This is a genomic window from Acetobacter fabarum (genome assembly GCF_011516925.1).
Lineage (GTDB): Bacteria > Pseudomonadota > Alphaproteobacteria > Acetobacterales > Acetobacteraceae > Acetobacter > Acetobacter fabarum.
In genome coordinates this window covers 46,093-63,180 of sequence record NZ_WOTG01000008.1, presented here as the reverse complement: position 1 = coordinate 63,180, position 17,088 = coordinate 46,093, and the positions used below count along the sequence as shown (strand labels likewise).

Here is a 17,088-nt window from a genome sequence, read left to right as displayed (position 1 = left end):
CCTAGCCCCCCGCCCTTCTGGCTGACTGACCGACCAGAAGGCTCCTGCGGTCCATATCCGGCGTTTCTGCCGGTTGCCCGGCCTGCGGAACGGGTGCTGCGGTTTGGGCGGTGCCGGGCTGCGGGTGGAGTGCAGGGTCCAGCAAGCCGCGCACGGCAGCCTGCGCCGTATCAACCGCTTGCAGCATGGTGGTAAAATTGAACATGGGTGAAAACAGCGAACACGCCCAGTAACCCGGAAGTGCGCCGTCCCCTCCATCACGCAAGGCCGCAGTAAACTCGTAGGCTCCGGAGGGGAATTCCAGCAGTTTTTTATGGCCCGAAACCACGCTAGACCAATCCGTACCCGCAGCGGGGAGCACGATCAGGTTCATGAACCACGGTGTGACCAATGCCCCGACCAACTGCCCTTCAAACGAACAGAACCCTACGGCCTTAACGTTAAGCGCTTCGTTTACAAACGGCAGGCCCCGCATCTTGCTGGCATAAATATCTGCAAACACATCTTCCAGCGCACGGGCAAAGCCACTGGCCGGGTCTGGCGTGTGTTTGGGCTCCTCTTGCGTAAGGGCGGCATTACTGGCGGCTACCTCCCCCGCAGGCCCGGGCGGCACGGGGGATGCCGACACCACCATAAACTGCTCTTTTGCGCCATCGCATGTAGGGCAGCGCCAGTAATCCGGCAGGCTGGAAAACGGTGTATGCGGGGGCACCTGCCATACCTCGCACCCTTCTGCGGGGTCATACACACTCCAGCAGATCTTGCATTCCATAACCGCATCATCCGCCAGACGTGCGGTATCCCCCAGATAAGACCCCTCAAACCGTGGGGTGAGGCTGCTCATGCCTGCCCTCCCTGCGGGCTGGCACTTTCCTCTTGCAGCACGGCGCATATTTCGCGCAGGCGGGTGGCAGAATCTGCAATATCTTCCACCGCAGCGCAGGCCACTTCGGGCACGGCAGACACTTCTATCGTGTCCAGAATAAGCGTATCCATGGAATTAAAATAACGCACACGCCAGACATGGGGCGTTGCTGTTGCCTCTATCCGGCAGTTGCCATACCCGCGTGAGAGAATGGTCAGCCGCCCCCGGCCCAGACTGGTTTCCAGCAGGGCCATATCCTCCGGCGTATGGGGCAGCAGGCTCAGGTTGACAACATGGGGGCTATTCTGGGGCTTCCAGTTTTCGCTCCGGTCAAACAGTTCGGTCAAAATAGCGGGAGCGTTCACAACCCCATCAGCCACACCCGCCGCCATATCGGGGCGGGCACGCCTGAGCGGGAACGCACGCGCCAGAAGTGCTTTGGGAAAAGCCGAGACCTCCACCTGTTCACGCACATCCTGCCCCGGCGGACCACCATAGGCACGTAGGGACCATATGCCTGCAAAAACCGTTTCCTGCACCTCTACCAGCCCTGCGGTGTCTTCCAGCCTGGCGGAGACTTCCCCCTCCCCCAGAGCATCATTTACCGCAGCACCAGCAGCCGGGCTCAGGTTGTGCCGGGGCAGCATGCGGGCATCTCCCTCCCGCCATGCCTGTGCCTGTTTTTGCAGGTCGCCCAGAAAGGCAAGCGTTGCCGCCATGGTAGCCGGGTCATCAATCTCGGGCACATGGGGTTCGTACACATGAACGCCCGATGGCATGGCCAGATAGTTCAGTTCCTCATCTTCCTGCCCGATCTGCGAACCCGGACCAAACCCGACGGGGGGGAACATAAAAGATGCGCTCATACCACCGGCTCCCCGCCTGCTGTTGTGGAGGGAGCAAAAAGTGCCCCAAACCTGCTGACATAGGTATCCCAGTCGCGCATGCGCGCAATGCTGGCTTTGACCTGCCCGTTTTCCAGCACCACCAGTGCGGGGAGGGAAAGATCACCCTCATCCCGCACCAGTTCGGCCTCCAGCGCGGCATCTGCCACAGCGCCACTGATCGGTTGCGCGCCCCGCAAATGGGCAGCCCCCAACTGCAACAGGTCCGGCAAAATGGCTGCAAGGTCTGGAGTTTCCAGATGTATTCTGGCGTGGCTAGGTAGCAACAGCAGCACATAGCCTGCCTGTGCCTGCTCCAGCGTGTGCAAAACGGGCATACCGTGCCGGGTTGTTAACCCCTGCACCAGAGGAAGTTCTAGAACGGACATTTTTACTCAGGCCTCCGTAAGCCCTGCATCGAATGCAGCCTGAAGGTGGGGGGGAAGGCGCGGTGGCGCATTGCACAGGTCTGCAAACCCGTGGGTTACAATTTGCTGGGCGGCCCCTGCATCCACTGGCGCTGCGGCCAGTGTGGCTAGAGCCTGAAGGGCATCTTGCAGTTTGCGGGCCTCATCCGGCTCCATGCGTGCACGTGCCATGCCCATAAAAACCAACACATAGTCCCCTTCCTGCACATGGGGCACCAGTATGGTATCAACCTGCTCCTGCCGGGCGGACTGCTGCTGGCCGGGGGGAGATTCTGCCACGCAAAGCGCAAAGCTCCCTTCGCAACGCAGCACTTTCATGGGGATGCCAAGGCACATGGTTTATACCCCGCTACGCGCAAGCACGCGTTCATCACCATAGCGGCAGGCCAGTTCTTCGGACGGGCGGCCCTGCTCATACGCCGTGCGGGCTACGGCCTGAGTCATTACCCCTGCCCCCGGCGCTGGTGCGTGTTGCAAGGGCGTGGGGCAAACACCGTAGCGCTGCGCCAGAAGCTCCAGCACCATATGCACGGCGTGGGGCACCTGCCGGGCAACGGCCTCGGTCAATCCTCCGCCATAATCCTGCATGGTCACAGGCTGTACGCCCACCAGATGAATAGCGCGCGGTGCATGGCCACGCAGCTCCAGCAGGGCCAGCACTTCCTGAAAACCGGTCTGGTGGAGGCTCATCTTCCGCGCGCCAATTGTGGCGGGCACGGCAGAGCCTTCCACATGGTGCAAGGTGGCGGGGGCGAGGCCAAAATCTATGGCATCCACTATAATCAGGGTTTCAAGGTCTTCCAGCACGGGCAGCAGGTATAGCCCCTGTGTGCCACCATCCATGATCTGCACATCCGGGCCAAAACTGTAATGCGCGGCAAGGTGCTCAACAGCCCGAACACCAAACCCCTCATCTGCCCACAGGATATTCCCGATGCCCAGCACCAGAATTTTCCGCTCATTGCCATATAGAACCGCGTCTGCCGCCACGTCTGCCGCCTCCTGCTACCCTGTGTGGGAAACAGCGAACCGGCCTGAACTGGTTCGCGCTTTTCCTGCCATTCAATAGAAGCAAGAACCATGCCAACTTCCAGAATGGCAGATACGCGACCGGGCAAATACAAAAATCCCACCAACACGTAAATGTGATGGCGGGATTTTGTGGACTCTATATTTCCAGATTGACCAGTTTTATGGTCACAGTCCTCTCACTCAGGGCGGTCATCCCTGTAAGAGCGGTAGCCATTGGTCATGGCGGAGAGCAACGTCTGACGGGACATAATATCCTCCCGCGTGACGGTGTAGATATGAATCATAACAAACAGAATAATAACCCACATACCCCAGTGGTGCAGGAAGTGAGTGCCAAGACTGCCCCCAAGCCAAGGCATGACCCAGCCAAAAACCCTGCCTTCCCAGCTATCAATTCCGGTGCCATCAGAATACAGCGCGAACCCGCTGATAATCATGAACAGGCCGGTCAGGGTAAAGCAGAAGAACAGGGCCGTACGGGCAAGCGGGTTATGCCCGATTGTTTTTTCGCCCTGCTTTTTGATAAAGGCATAGACCAGTATTTCGTCCAGCAGGCCTTTCCAGTAATCCTTGCGCCAGACCGGGATATAAAAAAGCTCCCGCGTGTAAATATTGCCCATAAAGGTCCATAAAATACGCCCGGCAAACCCTACGGCAAAAATCCACGCCGCAGAAAAATGCAGGTAGCGGATCCAGCCCATAAGAAAATGGTTACTGGCCTCCCCCGACAGTGAGGGGGGAGGAGAGCCAATAAAATACCCGGTAATAACCAGCACAACGATAGAGGCCGCAGTCACCCAATGCCAGAGCCGCACAGGGGCTTCATACACATAAATCGTGGTGAGCTTGCGCGCACGCAATGCGCGCGCGTTTTGCCCCTGCAGGTTTGTGCCCTGCAAATCCTCGTCGGTCAGGATGTTTGATTTGGATGGAACCATCGGGCTATCCCCCTTAGCGCACGGTTACGCGGGCGAGTTCATCCCCATCTGGTGCCATGACATGCGTGGCGCAGGCCATGCAGGGGTCAAACGAATGGAGGGTGCGCAGGATTTCCACCGGCTGTTCGGGGTTGGCCATGGGCGTGCCCAGAAGCGAGGCTTCGAATGCACCAATATTGCCTTTGGCATCACGCGGGCCTGCGTTCCATGTGCTGGGCACCACGCACTGGTAGTTTTCTATCCGGCCATCCTTGATTTTGATCCAGTGACCAAGACCCCCACGCGGAGCAGCCACAAGGCCAACGCCTTTTGCTTCCTTGGGCCATGTTGCGGGGTCCCAGCGGGACATATTGGCTGTTGCCAGATCACCATTGCGGATATTTGTGATCAGGGCATCGTAATCATCCAGCAACTGCTGGGCACAATAATGCCCTTCCAGCGCGCGGGTTAACGTACGCCCAATGGTGGTTGGCAGCGCCTGCTGCGGGGTAAAGCTGGTGCCCGCCAGCGCGTTAAAGCGCCCCAGTGCATCATCCACCTGCGCCTTAACGTAGGGCACGCCTTTTGCATACGCCAGAATATAGCGCGCCAGAGGCCCGACCTCACACGCATTGCCACGCCAGCGCGGTGCTTTGACCCACGAATATTTGGCGTTTTCGTCCACCGCCTCAATATTGGTGCGCGTGCCTTTGGCCCCACTGCCCAGAGCGTAATGTGGGTCGGTTACCCCATCCCATGGATGCAGCCCAATATCTTCACGGCCCTGCCCGTAGCTGTACCAGCTATGGGTTACAAACTCCTGCACCTGTTGCGGGTCACGGGCATCAATCGGGTGGATTTCGTTCCAGTTGCCATTCAGGATTACACCACCGGGCAGACGGTCAGTGGATTTATCCCCCTGCACAGTTGGGTAATCGCCGTAATCCATGAGGTTATGGTTTGCCAGACCACCACCGTAGAGCCAGTTTTTGTAATAGCTGGCAATCGCGATAACATCGGGCACATACACGTTTTGCGAAAACTCGTAAGCCTCATCCAGCTTTTGTTTGATGAAGTTCAGGCGCTCCATGTTCAGCGGAGCCCCCGCTGCCATGTCCCCATCAATATTGATCGCGCAGGGAACGCCGCCAACCATGTAGTTGGGGTGCGGGTTTTTACCCCCCAGAATGGTATGGATTTTTACAATTTCTTTTTGAAAATCCAGTGCTTCAAGGTAGTGCGTTACAGCCATAAGATCGGCTTCGGGCGGGAGCAGATAGGCTTTGCTGTCCCAGTACCCGTTTTTGAAAATGCCGAGCTGCCCGCTCTCCACAAATTTTTTCAACCTGTTCTGCACATCGCGGAAATAACCGGGAGAAGATTTGGCGTGGTTGGGAGAAACCGATTGCTGCAACATGGATGTTGCACGTGGGTCCGCCCGCAGAGCATTGACCGGATTAACCCAGTCCAGCGCATGCAGGTGGTAAAAATGCACGACATGGTCATGCCATGCCAGAACCTTGGCCATGATCTGGCGGATAAGGAATGCGTTGGTGGGAATGCGAATATCCAGCGCATCTTCCACCGCACGCACGGAGGCCAGAGCATGGCAGCCGGTGCACACACCGCAGATACGCTCCACAAAAGCCCATGCGTCACGCGGGTCGCGCCCACGCAGAATAACCTCCAGCCCGCGCCACATTGTGCCGGTGGAAACCGCATTGCGGATGATGTTCTGCTCATCCACATTAACTTCAACGCGCATATGCCCTTCAATGCGGGTCAGCGGGTCCACCACAATGCGCTTGCCACCGTTATCAAGCGCAAAACCGTTTGGTGTCTGGAGCGTGGTCATTGGGCATCATCCCCTTTGTAACGTGCGCGGCTGAGCGCGCTTATGGCGGCGTGGGCGGCAAGGCCCGCACCTACGGCTCCAGCGGCAACCATGCCTACCTTGTCCGCGCTGGCTTCTATGCCAAAACCCCCGACATTCTGGAGCCTTGCGTACCATGACCCCTTGTCCCAGAACCCATCTTCGGAACAGCCAATGCAGCCATGACCGGACTGGATGGGGAAGGACACGCCATCATTCCACCGCACGGTAGAACAGGCGTTATAGGTGGTTGGGCCTTTGCAACCGACCTTGTAGAGGCAGTACCCCTTGCGGGCCCCTTCATCATCAAAGCTTTCCACATACTGGCCTGCATCAAAATGCGGGCGGCGGTAACATTTGTCGTGAATGCGCTGGGAGTAGAACATTTTGGGCCGCCCCTGCCGGTCAAGTTCGGGCAGGCGGTCAAATGTGAGCATGTAGGTAATAACGCCGGTCATGACCTCGGCAATGGGTGGGCAACCGGGCACCTTGATAATGGGCTTGTCCAGAATAACCTTGTGGACGGGGGTTGCCTGTGTGGGGTTGGGCCGAGCCGCCTGCACGCAGCCATACGAAGCGCATGACCCCCACGAGATAATGGCCTTGGCCCCGCTGGCCACTTTTTTAAGCTGCTCCACAAATGGCTTGCCGCCAATAATGCAGTACATGCCATCTTCATTAAGGGGCGGGTTCCCCTCCACGGCCAGAATATAGTTGCCGTGGTACTTCTCCATGACCTCGTCCAGAATGGCCTCAGCCTGATGCCCGGCAGACGCCATAAGGGTATCATCATAATCAAGCGAGATCATGGACAGGACCACATCCTTGACCAAAGGATGTGCCGAGCGAATAAAACTTTCCGAGCAGCAGGTGCATTCCAGCCCATGCAGCCACAATACGGGCAGGCGGGGTTTGGTTTCCATCGCGCTGGCAATCTGGGGCACAAACTCAGGCCCCAGACCAAGGGCCGCAGCGGTAAGCGAGCAGTATTTGATAAACGAGCGGCGGGTAATGCCCTGCCGTCGCATCACGTCATAAAACGTTTCAAGTCCAGCCATCAATGAAGACGTCCTCCTCAGGCGGCGAACCAGAACAGGTCCGCAATTACCTACAAGGAGAAAGCAAGAAGTGTGCCACGTCCCAAAAAGGCAGGCGGCTCCGCCCCAGACACACCAATGGACACAGCCCTGCCGACAGAATTGGCAGCCAGCTTTCCACTTTTATCTGTTATTTCAGGCCTGACTGTGCCGGTATGCCGCCACCGCAGCCTGGCCCATAGCCAGCCCGCCATCCCCCGCAGGCACATGCGCGGGCAGGAGCACGCGCAACCCGGCGGCCTGCAAAAGCGGCACCAGCAGGCCCACAAGCACACCGTTATGCATAACACCGCCCGCCAGCGCCACCGTACCCAACCCCTTACGCCGGGCAAGCTGGCCTACGGCTTTGGCCAGAACACGCGCCAGCCCGGCATGGAACGCCCAGGCCAGTTCGGGGGCAGCAACCCCTTCTACCAGCCTGTGCAGGCCAGCGCGCCACATGGGAGCAGCGTCTATTTCCAGCAAGGTGCCGCACAGATGCAAACCAAACTCCAGCGGCTCACAGGCTCCTTCTGCCCTTTCAGCCAGCGCTTCCAGTTGCATAGCGGCCTCTCCCTCATAACTCAGGCGGGTTGGGGCCGTGCCAACAAGGGCTGCCATGGCATCAAACAGGCGCCCGGCGGAGCTGGTCAGGGGAGCATTAACCCCCGCACGTACCATGGAGCGCAGGGCATCCACCGGCTTGTCCTTTAGCGCGCAGAGTTGTGCCTGCACTTTGCAGGATTCCTCTGCCCCCAAAGCGTTGTCCAGATGTGCCAAAAGCATGCGCCAGGGTTCACGCGCGGCTTTTTCTCCCCCCGGCATGGGCACTGTGGCCAAACGGCCCAAGCGGGTCATATGGGCATAATCACACATCAGTATTTCGCACCCCCATAAGGTGCCATCCGGCCCATAACCCGTACCATCAAGCGCCAGCCCCAGAACTGGCCCCTGCTCCCACCCATTCTCGACCATGCTAGCGGCAATATGTGCATGGTGGTGCCAGACTGTCTCAAGCTGCCAGCCGTGATCTTCCGCCAGTTTTTGCCCTACAGCGCGACTACGGTACCCGGGGTGGGCATCCACCGCCACAATGGCAGGCATTTGCCCGAACAGTGCCCTGTAATCCGCCAGAGCGGCCAGCATAGCCTGCTCCGTAGCCAGTTGCGCCATATCCCCCAGATGGTGGGACAGCAGAGCCCGCCCGCCCTGCGTCAGGCAGAACGCGGCTTTTAAATCCCCCCCCATAGCCAGAACGGGGGGAGCTTTTGCCATAAGAGCCGGTAGCGGCAATGGTTCTGGTGCCAGCCCCCGCCCCCGGCGCAAAACCCGTGCCTGCCCGGCCAGCACACGCACCACGCTATCATCCAGCCGTCTGGCAATAGGCCGGTCGTGCATGAGCCACGCATCTGCAATGCCCTGCAGGTCCTCCAGCGCTTCGGCATTATGCACAACCTGCGGCTGCCCCGAACGGTTGGCACTGCTCATGACCAGCGGCTGACCAATTTTTTGCATGAGCACAACATGCAGCGGCGTATAGGGCAGAAGCAGCCCGACCCGCTCCATACCCGGAGCCACATTGGGCGCAAAAGCCCGCTCCCTGCGCTGGCGGACCAGCACGACGGGGGCTGAGACATTCTCCAGCGCCTGACGCTCCGCGGCACAGAAATGGGCATAGTCTTCCGCCATAGCCATATCCCGCACCATAACCGCAAGCGGGCGGGTGGGCCGGCTTTTGCGCTCCCGCAGTGCTGCAACAGCCGCCTCCGAACCGGCAAGACAGGCCAGATGAAAACCCCCGATCCCCTTTATGGCCACCACCTGCCCCGCCAGCAGACTGCTCACGGCGTGATCAAGCGCCCCATCCCCCACAACAGGGTTGCTCCCCTTTTGTCCGGAGACAAACGTCAACCGGGGGCCGCACACCGGGCAGGCAACGGGCTGGGCATGGAAGCGCCTGTCCTGCGGGTTGGCATATTCGGCCCCACAGGCGGGGCACATGGCAAAGGCCGCCATGGTCGTGCGGGCACGGTCATACGGAATGCCGGTTACAATGGAAAAACGTGGCCCGCAATCTGTGCAGTTTGTAAAAGCATACTGATAGCGGCGGTCTTTTTTATCCGCAATTTCCGCAATGCAGGCGGGGCATATAGCCAGATCCGCCACAATGCCAGCCTGCACCGTACCGGGCTGGCTGGCCTGTATTGTAAAACCCTGCCAGCCTTCGTCCTGCGCCATGCTGCGCTTGAGCGCCACAATGCGGGCACGAGGAGGCGGGCTTGCGAGCGCGTCCACCAGTGCCGCCACCCGCTCTGGTGGCCCGGCTACGACAATCCGCACGCCATCGCCCCGGTTGCTCACATAGCCCCGCAGCCCCAGCTTTTGCGCAAGACGCCATACAAAAGGCCGAAAACCAACCCCCTGCACCAAACCTGTTACAAAAATTTCCTCAGCACACTCGGGCATTAGTGCACGGTACATGCCATGCACGGGTCAAACGAGCGCACAATATGCTGCACGGAAAGCGGGGTCTGCTCCCCCTCTTTTACGGGAGCCCCCCTTAGCGCGTATTCAAGCGGGCCTTCCACCCCGGCGCTGTCTCGCGGTGAAAAGTTCCATGTTGTCGGGGCTATAATCTGATAGCGTGAGATCAGGCCTTTTTCCACGCAAAGCCAGTGGCCCAGAGCACCACGGGCAGCCTCTGTCATACCTATGGCGCGCCCATCGGGCACGGTGCCGGGCTGGGCGTGGCACCACGGCTCGCCCGGACGTAGGGCGCGGACCCACTGCTCCATAAGCGGCACAAGCCGTGCAACCTCCACAAGCCGCGCCACCACGCGGGACAGAACATTCCCACCATGATCAGCCACAAGTGCACGCACCAATGGCTGGCCTGCCATAAGCTGGCGGGCCAGAGCGCCCGTCTCGCACGGCAGCCCCGCCATGCGGGGCGCCTTGCACCATGTGTAGGACGCATCCTCGCGCATATGGGGTTCGGTTGTGCCTTCAAACGGAGGCAAAGGCTGCGGGGCCTGCGCCATATGGCTGAAGGTGTGATCTTCCCGCACCTCTTGAATATTCAAGGCCCGCACGGACCCGGATTCAAAAATACCAGAGCGCCAGTGGCGTTGCCGGGGATCAGATTCAAAACCCGGATACGCCCCAAAACTTAAAAACCGATCGTAGCTACGCCCACTGTGCTGCAAGGCAAGGTCCTGGGCAATTTGTAAAAACAGCCCAAAATCTGATCCGTTCTGTTTATCCCTCCCGTGGCGGAGGTCCTGCGGGGCGGACAGGGCGGCAACATCCTCCAGCCTTGCGCCAAACAGACTGTCCTCCAGCGCGGCGCGTACACCCCCCAGAATACCCAGCAGGCGCGTGCATTCCTGCTTTTCCACCCCGCGGGACAAACCGCCGGGCTGTATGGCCAGCGTGTGCGGCCAGTGCCCTGCCAGAATACCCATGACATGCAGTGCCAGTGCCCGCGTTTGCAAAATACCGCGCACGGCACTCCCGCGTAACGCGGCAAAACGCTCATACGCACGGGGGTACCAAGGCCGTCCCTCATAATCCGGGCGGGCAAAATCGGGCATGAAGAACAGGTGAAAATGCGTAAGGTGATCTGCCAGATTTTCAGTCGCCAAAATCAGGTTGGTGGCAAGCTGGCCGTTATGGGTTGGCACCATGCCCATAACTCCCCCCAACGCCAGTGCGGCCGCATGGGACTGGGAGACAGAACATATGCCACAGATGCGCGGCGCAATAACCAGTGCATCCATGGGGGTGCGGCCTTCCAGCACCCGCTCTATACCCCGGAAGAGCGGCGCATTCACCCAGGCCCGCTCCACCTGATGCCCCACAACATCCAGCCGCACTTCCAGATCCCCTTCCACGCGGTTGAAAGGGCCTGCCACCAGCCGGGTTTTTGTCTGCTCCACCATATACGCGCCTACCCCTCCGCCCCCGTGCTGCTTGGCGGCACAAGCAGATGATCGCTCACCGCATTGCGGGCAACACGCTCCGGCGTTGCCGCCTTTGCCAGCGTGGAGAGCGCAACGAACCATGCCTTTGGCATATCGGTTGGCAAGCCAACAGGAATACCGGCTATACGCGGCGTTTGAGCAAAGGGGTGGCCCGGTTCCTCAAACTCGGGGGCTGTGCAGTTAATGCAGGCATAGCCTCCTCGTGTGCAGGAGCCTTCCCCGTTCCACAGGCGGTTGTTGCAGTCCGCATGGGCCTGTGTGCCGACACACCCCATATATTCCATCATGCAGCCCAACTGGGCGGGCTGGCGCGCACTGGCCTTGTATTCGTAATACTCATTCCGCGTGCAGCCCTGATGCACAAGCTGGTCAGCATACAGGCGGGGGCGACCGACTGCGTCCATATCCTCCGCGTGCAGGTTTTCCTGTGCCAGCAGGGCCAGTGTCTCAATCACCCAGCCCGGATGCGTCGGGCAGCCTGCGATATTCACAACCGGCAAACCGGATTGCGCCCGAAAATCCGCCCCCAGTGCCCCACCAGGATGCACACCTTCATACTGCAACCCACAGGCATCCAGAATATTGGGGGATGCCGCAGCCATACCGCCATAAGCCGAACAACTGCCCACAGCCACAACGTAACGCGCAACTGCGGCCAACTGGCGGACCCATTCCATCATGGGCAGGTCCGTGCCCCCCATAACATGGTAACGGCCCGTGCCTTCCGGCCCACGCAGCACGGCCCCTTCCAGACACAGGGCATCCATCCGCACTCGGCCAGCCAGAATGTCTGCCAGCAGAGCCTTGACCTCCGCACCGCTTTGCTCTGACAGGCTGGGATGCCACAAAAACTCCACACCCGCACCGCGTAGCTGGGCCACAAGGTCCGGGGTTTCAGCGCACAGGAGCGACATGCTGCACCCGCCGCACCCACCGGACTGAAGCCACAGAACAGTAAAAGCCATGCTCTCCCTACCCTTCTTCCGGTAACACGGCTGGCCCGCCATCCGGGGCAAATGCGGGCAGGTCAAACGCCACAACCGCACCACCCTGCGCCCCGTTACGCACCGTAAACTGCCCCCCATGGTCGGATACAGTGCCATAGCAGATGGCAAGCCCTAACCCCGTTCCCTTGCCGACAGGCTTGGTTGTAAAAAACGGATCAAATATATGGCCCGCCACATCGGGGGGGATACCGCTCCCGTTATCGGCAATCTGCACGCGCACGCGCACGCCATCCCGCTTTGCTGTCACGCACAGCACAGGGTGGGGCACATCTTCCATGGCATCGAGCGCATTCTGCACCAGATTCATGACAACCTGCTGCATGCGCCCTGCATGGCCTTCAACCTCCAGCGGCTCTTCCACATCCATGCGGGTTTCCACAATACGGTCCGCGCTGGCAAGCACCCATTCCAGCCCCGTACGCACAACGCCTGCCATGTCGAACACAGCCCCAGCACTCCGCCGGTCTGATGAAAAGCGGCGCAGGTCGGCCACAATATCACGCACGCGCTCGGCACCTTCCACAATACCGTCCAGCGTACCCCCCAGTTCGGAGACAACCATATCCACCCGCAATGCCTGCCGCTCCTGCGCAAACAGGGCTGCGCCGGGCTGGGCGTGAATGTGCTCCAGATACGCGACCAGCCGGGGAACAAAGCGTTTGAGCGTATAGGCATTGCCATACACGAACGAGATCGGGTTATTCAGCTCATGCGCAACCCCGGCAACCAGCCGCCCAAGGGATGCCATTTTTTCGGCCTGTACCAGCTGCACATGGGCAGCCTTGAGGTTACGGTGCGCCTGATCCAGCTCGGAATAAGCGCGCCTGACCTCCCCCAAGGGCCGACCAAGCAGCACAATGCCGGAAAGGCGTTGCCGCCGGTCGTATAACAGCGTGCCATTAACGGCAAAAGGTAGCGCACCCGATGTGGTGGAGAACTGGAACTCCCTGTCCTCCAGCCCCTGCCGCCGGGTCATGCTGCTTGCAACATCCTCGGCTTTCAAGCCAGATGAGGGGGCTATCAGGTCCTCCAGCCGCACGCCGACAATGCTTTGCCCTTCAGGTGCAAACAGTTTTTCCGCAGCCGTATTCGTGCGCACGATGCGCAGTGCCGTATCGCACGCCACCAGCACATCGGACATGGATTCAAACACGCTGGCCATAAATGCGTGCGCTTCTTCCAAAGCGGCATTTTTACGCTCCAGCTCCACCTGCTGGCCAATAAGCTGGCCCCAGGTTTCTTCCATTTTACCTATGACGTTCAGCCATATCTGCTCGCCCTCGGCGGAGGCGTTAACAGGCTCGGGCTGTGGGGCCTTTCCGGTCAGCATTGACGGCCCTCCCCTTAATTCATACGTGAACGTGGCGGGGATTATAACACAGGCCCAAGCGCCGCCTACCCACAGAAAACGAAACAAAAAACATAACCAGAGCATTTATATTATTGTTATTCATTAATTCACGTGTGCCCTGCTATTCATATCTGGACACGTCTATCCTGACCTTACGCTTTGGAGCATTCCCCAGCATGAACCGCGCTTCTCTTTTATTTTCGGCGGCTTCGGCCATCATTGCCTTCAGCACCTTCAGCCCCGTATCCGCCCAGACCATTACCAAAGCGTCTCAGGTCCAGTCTGGCACCTATGCGGTGGAAGCCGGCCATACCCAGATCGGGTTTTCCGTCCTGCATTTTGGATTTACCAACTACTACGGTGCGTTTTCCAACGCATCGGGCACACTGGAGCTGAATGCCCAGTCCCCCGCATCTTCCAGATTATCCGTGACCATTCCGGTTGCATCCGTTCAGACAACCAGCTCCCAGCTGACTGATGAATTGAAAGGCCCGCAGTGGTTTGATGCGACAAAGTTCCCGAATGCGACCTTTGTTTCGACCAGCATTAAAATGCTTGGCCAGAATGATGCGACAATCCACGGCAACCTGACCCTGCATGGCGTTACAAAGCCGATTACCCTGAATGTGCATTTTGTAGGGGCTGGCATTAACCCGATGGACAAAAAATATACGACCGGATTTGACGCCACAAGCACCTTCAACCGCAGCGACTTCGGCATCAAGACCTATGTGCCTTATGTCAGTGATTCCGTAACCCTGCGCATTTCCGGTGCGTTCGAAAAGCAGAATTAACCGTCCCGCCTGCGCACCACATGGCAACCCTGCTTTTTTAGAATGTAGTGGCAGCCATGTGGCGCGCATGCCCTTTGTGGCTACCCCCTAAGCACAATAATGTTAGGCGCAACCCAACTGAATAATCATCATCCACACAACAAATAAGCCCATTCCCTGCTGAGCCATCAATTCAACACACAATATTTCCCGCACATAATTCATTGAAAATCCAGAAAAAATCTTGGATTTATTATTACCACTCACGGCCTGTTCAGCCCCTGAGTTCTCCCTTTAGTCGACCATGGAATCCAGCGGGGCTTACATACCTGCCTTATCTGCCAAACGTAAATAATACAGAATGATTGATATATATCATTGTCTATGGTGTATTTAGGGTCGAAGCATGGCCAACTCACACTCGGGCACTATGGTTGTGGCCTGAACAGGCTTTATTAAACCCGTATGCTCGTTTTGGCTGAACTTTTGACTGAGCGCCCCGTTTACCAAGGCGCCAGACCAGCCCGGTACCGCTGCACAGGATAATACCCATCTATGAACGCCGATCCCCTGTCTGGTCAGTTTGATTTTTCTACCCTTCCTGATCTGGCGCCTCTGGGGCAAACACTTTTCAGGAAAGTTCCGATCGGGACAGTCGTTGTACGCCTGTCCGATAGCCAGATTCTCCTGCGCAACCCGGCCTTCCGCCATATTGCGGACGACAAGATTACCACCATGTCCGCACTGATCGACACCAGCTGCGTGGACCCCAAGCAGCAGGAACAGCTCCGTGCTCAGGTCCGGCATGCCAAAAGCCGGGCGGATCGGGAAGACACAAGTGAACTGCCAGAACTGGTGCTCGACCTTAAAGGCGCAGATGGCAGAATACGCATTGTGCAGCACTATGCGCTCATGTTCCATAAGCAGGGCATAGCGATTGGTATTTTCCGCGATATTTCAGACATCAAGCGCAAATACCGTGCACTCCAGAAAGATGCCTTTACAGATGAACTGACCGGCGTTGGCAACCGGCGCGGCCTGATGGAACGCTGGAATGAGGAAATAGAAGACGACCCCGCGCAGGCCATAGGCTTCCTCATGATTGATCTGGACCAGTTCAAACCGATCAATGACACATATGGCCATGCCACCGGGGATAATGTGTTGCGGAGCATGGCCCGCAGGCTGCGCAAAAGCGTGCGTAAAAGCGACTATGTCGTGCGTATGGGCGGGGATGAATTTGGTATTCTACTCCCCGGCATTGAGAGCAGGACTATGCTGGATACGGTCAGCAACAAACTGCTGGCTGCCCTGCGTCGCCCGGTAACGGTTGATACGCTCAAACTCTCCCTGTCGGGTAGCATTGGCGGCGGGCTTTACCCCGAGGACGGCAAGGACCTTGCTGCCATTATGGTCCATGCCGACCAGTCCATGTACAGCACCAAAAAGAAAATTCCTGCCAGAAAGCGCTCCCAAAAGCCCCTTGTCACCATCAAGCCCCCTGCACCTTAAGGTGCTCCGGCCCCAGCGCCCGGCCACATAGTGGGCACGCTCCTACGCCTGACCAGCCCGACTGCTCCATGCAGGCAGGAGCACTAGCCTTTTATTCCTCATGCTCTGCGGGATGCAGCACGTGCGGGAATGCGGAAGTGCTGAAAAACGCGATCAGAATACCACACAGTGCAACCGCAAGGGCCAGAGGTGTCAGCACCGCAAAGCCTGCCTGTGTCAGCACCATACCCCCTGCGGCAGAACCGAGCAGAATACCGGCATTGCTTGCGGCGTTAATGGCAGCACCGGCCACATCCGCCCGGGTGGCACGGGCCCGGATTGCGCCGGACATAACAAACGGAATAATGGCGGAATAACCAATACACCACAGGCCCACCGCCGCGACAGACATCCAGCCCGACAGGATATGCCCATACAGAAGACCCATGCCCACAAGCATGGCCATACCGCTGGCCAGCATACCTGCAGCCGGTCGGCGGTCCACAATCTGACCTGCACCCCATAGGCCCAGAATACTCAGCCCTCCGGTAAGCAGCAGAGCAATACTGAGCACACCACTGGACAGCCCATGCTCAAGCAGGAGCGGCGTGACATACGTGTACAGCAGATTGTGTGCGAAAAAGAAGACCGCATCCACCAGAACCACAACCAGAAACGTGCGCATGACCTTGCGCGAGACAATGCTGGGCAGGCTCTCCTTGACATGCACGGCAGACGAGACGGGTGGCAGAAAAAACGCAATGCAGAGCGTGAGCACAACGGCAATGCCGGTCATGATGTACATAGCCACGCGCCAGCTGGCCAGATGCCCGACAGCCGCGGTCCCCGGCACCCCCAGAATAGCCCCGAGCGATGTACCGCCATACACGAACGAAATAGCCCGCCCGGTCATTCCCGCAGGCACAAGCCGGGCCGCGTAAGCCGAGACAATGGACATAAGCAGCGCATGGGCCAGCCCGCCAATACAGCGGCCTGCGCATAGCACAACAAAGGTGGGAGCCATGGCTACCACCAGATTGGACACCACATAGCCCGAGAGAGAAACAAGCATAAGCCGCTTACGGTCGATATGTGCGGTCATAATGGTCAGGGGCACGGCACCAAGGGCCACCATAAGCGCAAAAGCACTCACGGCCAGCCCGGCCTGACCTTCCTGTATATGGAAGGTCCCGGCCATTTCTATCAGTATGCCAACGGGTGCGACCTCGCTGGTCAGCGCCGTAAAGGTGCAGGCAAACAGCGCCCAAAGCCCGATACTGGCTCCGGGAGGAAGATGTTTAAAAAGCATGACAACCTGTTTTAAAGACAGAAATACGGATTTATACCGTGTGTGCGGCGCCCTTCTGGCACTTCCTGCACCAAAGCGAAACACCTAAATGCTGTATAA

General features: G+C 58.6%; 16 protein-coding genes. 2 read left to right on the top strand and 14 right to left on the bottom strand.

Annotated features, from left to right (window positions below):
- Window position 1: 1 nt before the first annotated feature.
- From hybE to GOB83_RS10100, 12 genes are all read right to left on the bottom strand, one after another.
- A complete protein-coding gene (gene hybE, locus GOB83_RS10155) occupies window positions 2-844 on the bottom strand; it encodes a [NiFe]-hydrogenase assembly chaperone HybE (protein WP_165925969.1) in 843 nt (280 codons plus the stop codon).
- On the bottom strand, window positions 841-1,731 hold the full coding sequence (locus GOB83_RS10150) for a hydrogenase expression/formation protein (RefSeq protein ID WP_165925968.1): 891 nt from the start codon (window positions 1,729-1,731) through the stop codon (window positions 841-843). Before GOB83_RS10150 ends, hybE begins: the two co-directional genes overlap by 4 nt.
- Complete coding sequence (locus tag GOB83_RS10145; protein WP_165925967.1) at window positions 1,728-2,138, bottom strand: thioredoxin domain-containing protein; 411 nt, start codon at window positions 2,136-2,138, stop codon at window positions 1,728-1,730. Before GOB83_RS10145 ends, GOB83_RS10150 begins: the two co-directional genes overlap by 4 nt.
- A gap of 6 nt (window positions 2,139-2,144) precedes the next feature.
- On the bottom strand, window positions 2,145-2,513 hold the full coding sequence (locus GOB83_RS10140; protein WP_165925966.1) for a HypC/HybG/HupF family hydrogenase formation chaperone: 369 nt from the start codon (window positions 2,511-2,513) through the stop codon (window positions 2,145-2,147).
- A 3-nt stretch (window positions 2,514-2,516) separates the two neighbouring features.
- Entirely contained in the window at window positions 2,517-3,167 is a 651-nt protein-coding gene (locus GOB83_RS10135) for a HyaD/HybD family hydrogenase maturation endopeptidase (protein ID WP_095349796.1), read from the bottom strand.
- A gap of 218 nt (window positions 3,168-3,385) precedes the next feature.
- A complete protein-coding gene (cybH, locus tag GOB83_RS10130) occupies window positions 3,386-4,147 on the bottom strand; it encodes a Ni/Fe-hydrogenase, b-type cytochrome subunit (RefSeq protein WP_086646434.1) in 762 nt (253 codons plus the stop codon).
- A gap of 13 nt (window positions 4,148-4,160) precedes the next feature.
- Complete coding sequence (locus tag GOB83_RS10125; RefSeq protein ID WP_095349795.1) at window positions 4,161-5,981, bottom strand: nickel-dependent hydrogenase large subunit; 1,821 nt, start codon at window positions 5,979-5,981, stop codon at window positions 4,161-4,163.
- The gene (locus GOB83_RS10120) at window positions 5,978-7,057 is read right to left on the bottom strand and encodes a hydrogenase small subunit (RefSeq protein WP_025825895.1); all 1,080 of its coding nucleotides are present in this window, start codon (window positions 7,055-7,057) and stop codon (window positions 5,978-5,980) included. Before GOB83_RS10120 ends, GOB83_RS10125 begins: the two co-directional genes overlap by 4 nt.
- 174 nt (window positions 7,058-7,231) lie before the next feature.
- Window positions 7,232-9,541 (bottom strand): carbamoyltransferase HypF, encoded by a 2,310-nt coding sequence (gene hypF / locus GOB83_RS10115; RefSeq protein ID WP_198911998.1) that lies wholly within the window; start codon window positions 9,539-9,541, stop codon window positions 7,232-7,234.
- Window positions 9,541-11,016: a nickel-dependent hydrogenase large subunit gene (locus tag GOB83_RS10110; protein ID WP_165925964.1), complete on the bottom strand. Its 1,476-nt coding sequence runs from the start codon at window positions 11,014-11,016 to the stop codon at window positions 9,541-9,543. The genes hypF and GOB83_RS10110 overlap by 1 nt, the downstream gene beginning before the upstream one ends.
- Window positions 11,017-11,024: 8 nt before the next feature.
- Window positions 11,025-12,023 carry an NADH-quinone oxidoreductase subunit B family protein gene (locus tag GOB83_RS10105; RefSeq protein WP_165925963.1) on the bottom strand — a complete coding sequence of 333 codons (999 nt, stop codon included), beginning with the start codon at window positions 12,021-12,023 and terminating at the stop codon, window positions 11,025-11,027.
- A gap of 7 nt (window positions 12,024-12,030) precedes the next feature.
- Window positions 12,031-13,395 carry a sensor histidine kinase gene (locus tag GOB83_RS10100; protein WP_095349792.1) on the bottom strand — a complete coding sequence of 455 codons (1,365 nt, stop codon included), beginning with the start codon at window positions 13,393-13,395 and terminating at the stop codon, window positions 12,031-12,033.
- A 197-nt stretch (window positions 13,396-13,592) separates the two neighbouring features.
- Between GOB83_RS10100 and GOB83_RS10095 the strand changes: the two genes are divergently transcribed.
- Window positions 13,593-14,210, top strand: coding sequence for a YceI family protein (locus tag GOB83_RS10095; RefSeq protein WP_165925962.1), 618 nt, complete (start codon window positions 13,593-13,595; stop codon window positions 14,208-14,210).
- 102 nt (window positions 14,211-14,312) lie between these two features.
- Here the strand turns inward: GOB83_RS10095 and GOB83_RS10090 are convergent, their stop codons facing one another.
- Window positions 14,313-14,456, bottom strand: coding sequence for a hypothetical protein (locus GOB83_RS10090; protein ID WP_165925961.1), 144 nt, complete (start codon window positions 14,454-14,456; stop codon window positions 14,313-14,315).
- Window positions 14,457-14,744: 288 nt separating this feature from the next.
- On the opposite strand from GOB83_RS10090, the gene GOB83_RS10085 reads away from it, so the two are divergent.
- A complete protein-coding gene (locus tag GOB83_RS10085) occupies window positions 14,745-15,701 on the top strand; it encodes a GGDEF domain-containing protein (protein ID WP_165925960.1) in 957 nt (318 codons plus the stop codon).
- Between the two features lie 91 nt (window positions 15,702-15,792).
- Here the strand turns inward: GOB83_RS10085 and GOB83_RS10080 are convergent, their stop codons facing one another.
- Entirely contained in the window at window positions 15,793-16,989 is a 1,197-nt protein-coding gene (locus GOB83_RS10080) for an MFS transporter (protein WP_165925959.1), read from the bottom strand.
- Window positions 16,990-17,088: the final 99 nt, after the last annotated feature.

What these genes read in the sequence shown, in the direction of transcription:
- hybE (WP_165925969.1), bottom strand. Translation starts at nt 844, where the DNA reads ATGAGCAGCCTCACCCCACGGTTTGAGGGGTCTTATCTGGGGGATACC.
- GOB83_RS10150 (WP_165925968.1), bottom strand. Translation starts at nt 1,731, where the DNA reads ATGAGCGCATCTTTTATGTTCCCCCCCGTCGGGTTTGGTCCGGGTTCG.
- GOB83_RS10145 (WP_165925967.1), bottom strand. Translation starts at nt 2,138, where the DNA reads ATGTCCGTTCTAGAACTTCCTCTGGTGCAGGGGTTAACAACCCGGCAC.
- GOB83_RS10140 (WP_165925966.1), bottom strand. Translation starts at nt 2,513, where the DNA reads ATGTGCCTTGGCATCCCCATGAAAGTGCTGCGTTGCGAAGGGAGCTTT.
- cybH (WP_086646434.1), bottom strand. Translation starts at nt 4,147, where the DNA reads ATGGTTCCATCCAAATCAAACATCCTGACCGACGAGGATTTGCAGGGC.
- GOB83_RS10125 (WP_095349795.1), bottom strand. Translation starts at nt 5,981, where the DNA reads ATGACCACGCTCCAGACACCAAACGGTTTTGCGCTTGATAACGGTGGC.
- GOB83_RS10120 (WP_025825895.1), bottom strand. Translation starts at nt 7,057, where the DNA reads ATGGCTGGACTTGAAACGTTTTATGACGTGATGCGACGGCAGGGCATT.
- hypF (WP_198911998.1), bottom strand. Translation starts at nt 9,541, where the DNA reads ATGCCCGAGTGTGCTGAGGAAATTTTTGTAACAGGTTTGGTGCAGGGG.
- GOB83_RS10110 (WP_165925964.1), bottom strand. Translation starts at nt 11,016, where the DNA reads ATGGTGGAGCAGACAAAAACCCGGCTGGTGGCAGGCCCTTTCAACCGC.
- GOB83_RS10105 (WP_165925963.1), bottom strand. Translation starts at nt 12,023, where the DNA reads ATGGCTTTTACTGTTCTGTGGCTTCAGTCCGGTGGGTGCGGCGGGTGC.
- GOB83_RS10100 (WP_095349792.1), bottom strand. Translation starts at nt 13,395, where the DNA reads ATGCTGACCGGAAAGGCCCCACAGCCCGAGCCTGTTAACGCCTCCGCC.
- GOB83_RS10095 (WP_165925962.1), top strand. Translation starts at nt 13,593, where the DNA reads ATGAACCGCGCTTCTCTTTTATTTTCGGCGGCTTCGGCCATCATTGCC.
- GOB83_RS10085 (WP_165925960.1), top strand. Translation starts at nt 14,745, where the DNA reads ATGAACGCCGATCCCCTGTCTGGTCAGTTTGATTTTTCTACCCTTCCT.
- GOB83_RS10080 (WP_165925959.1), bottom strand. Translation starts at nt 16,989, where the DNA reads ATGCTTTTTAAACATCTTCCTCCCGGAGCCAGTATCGGGCTTTGGGCG.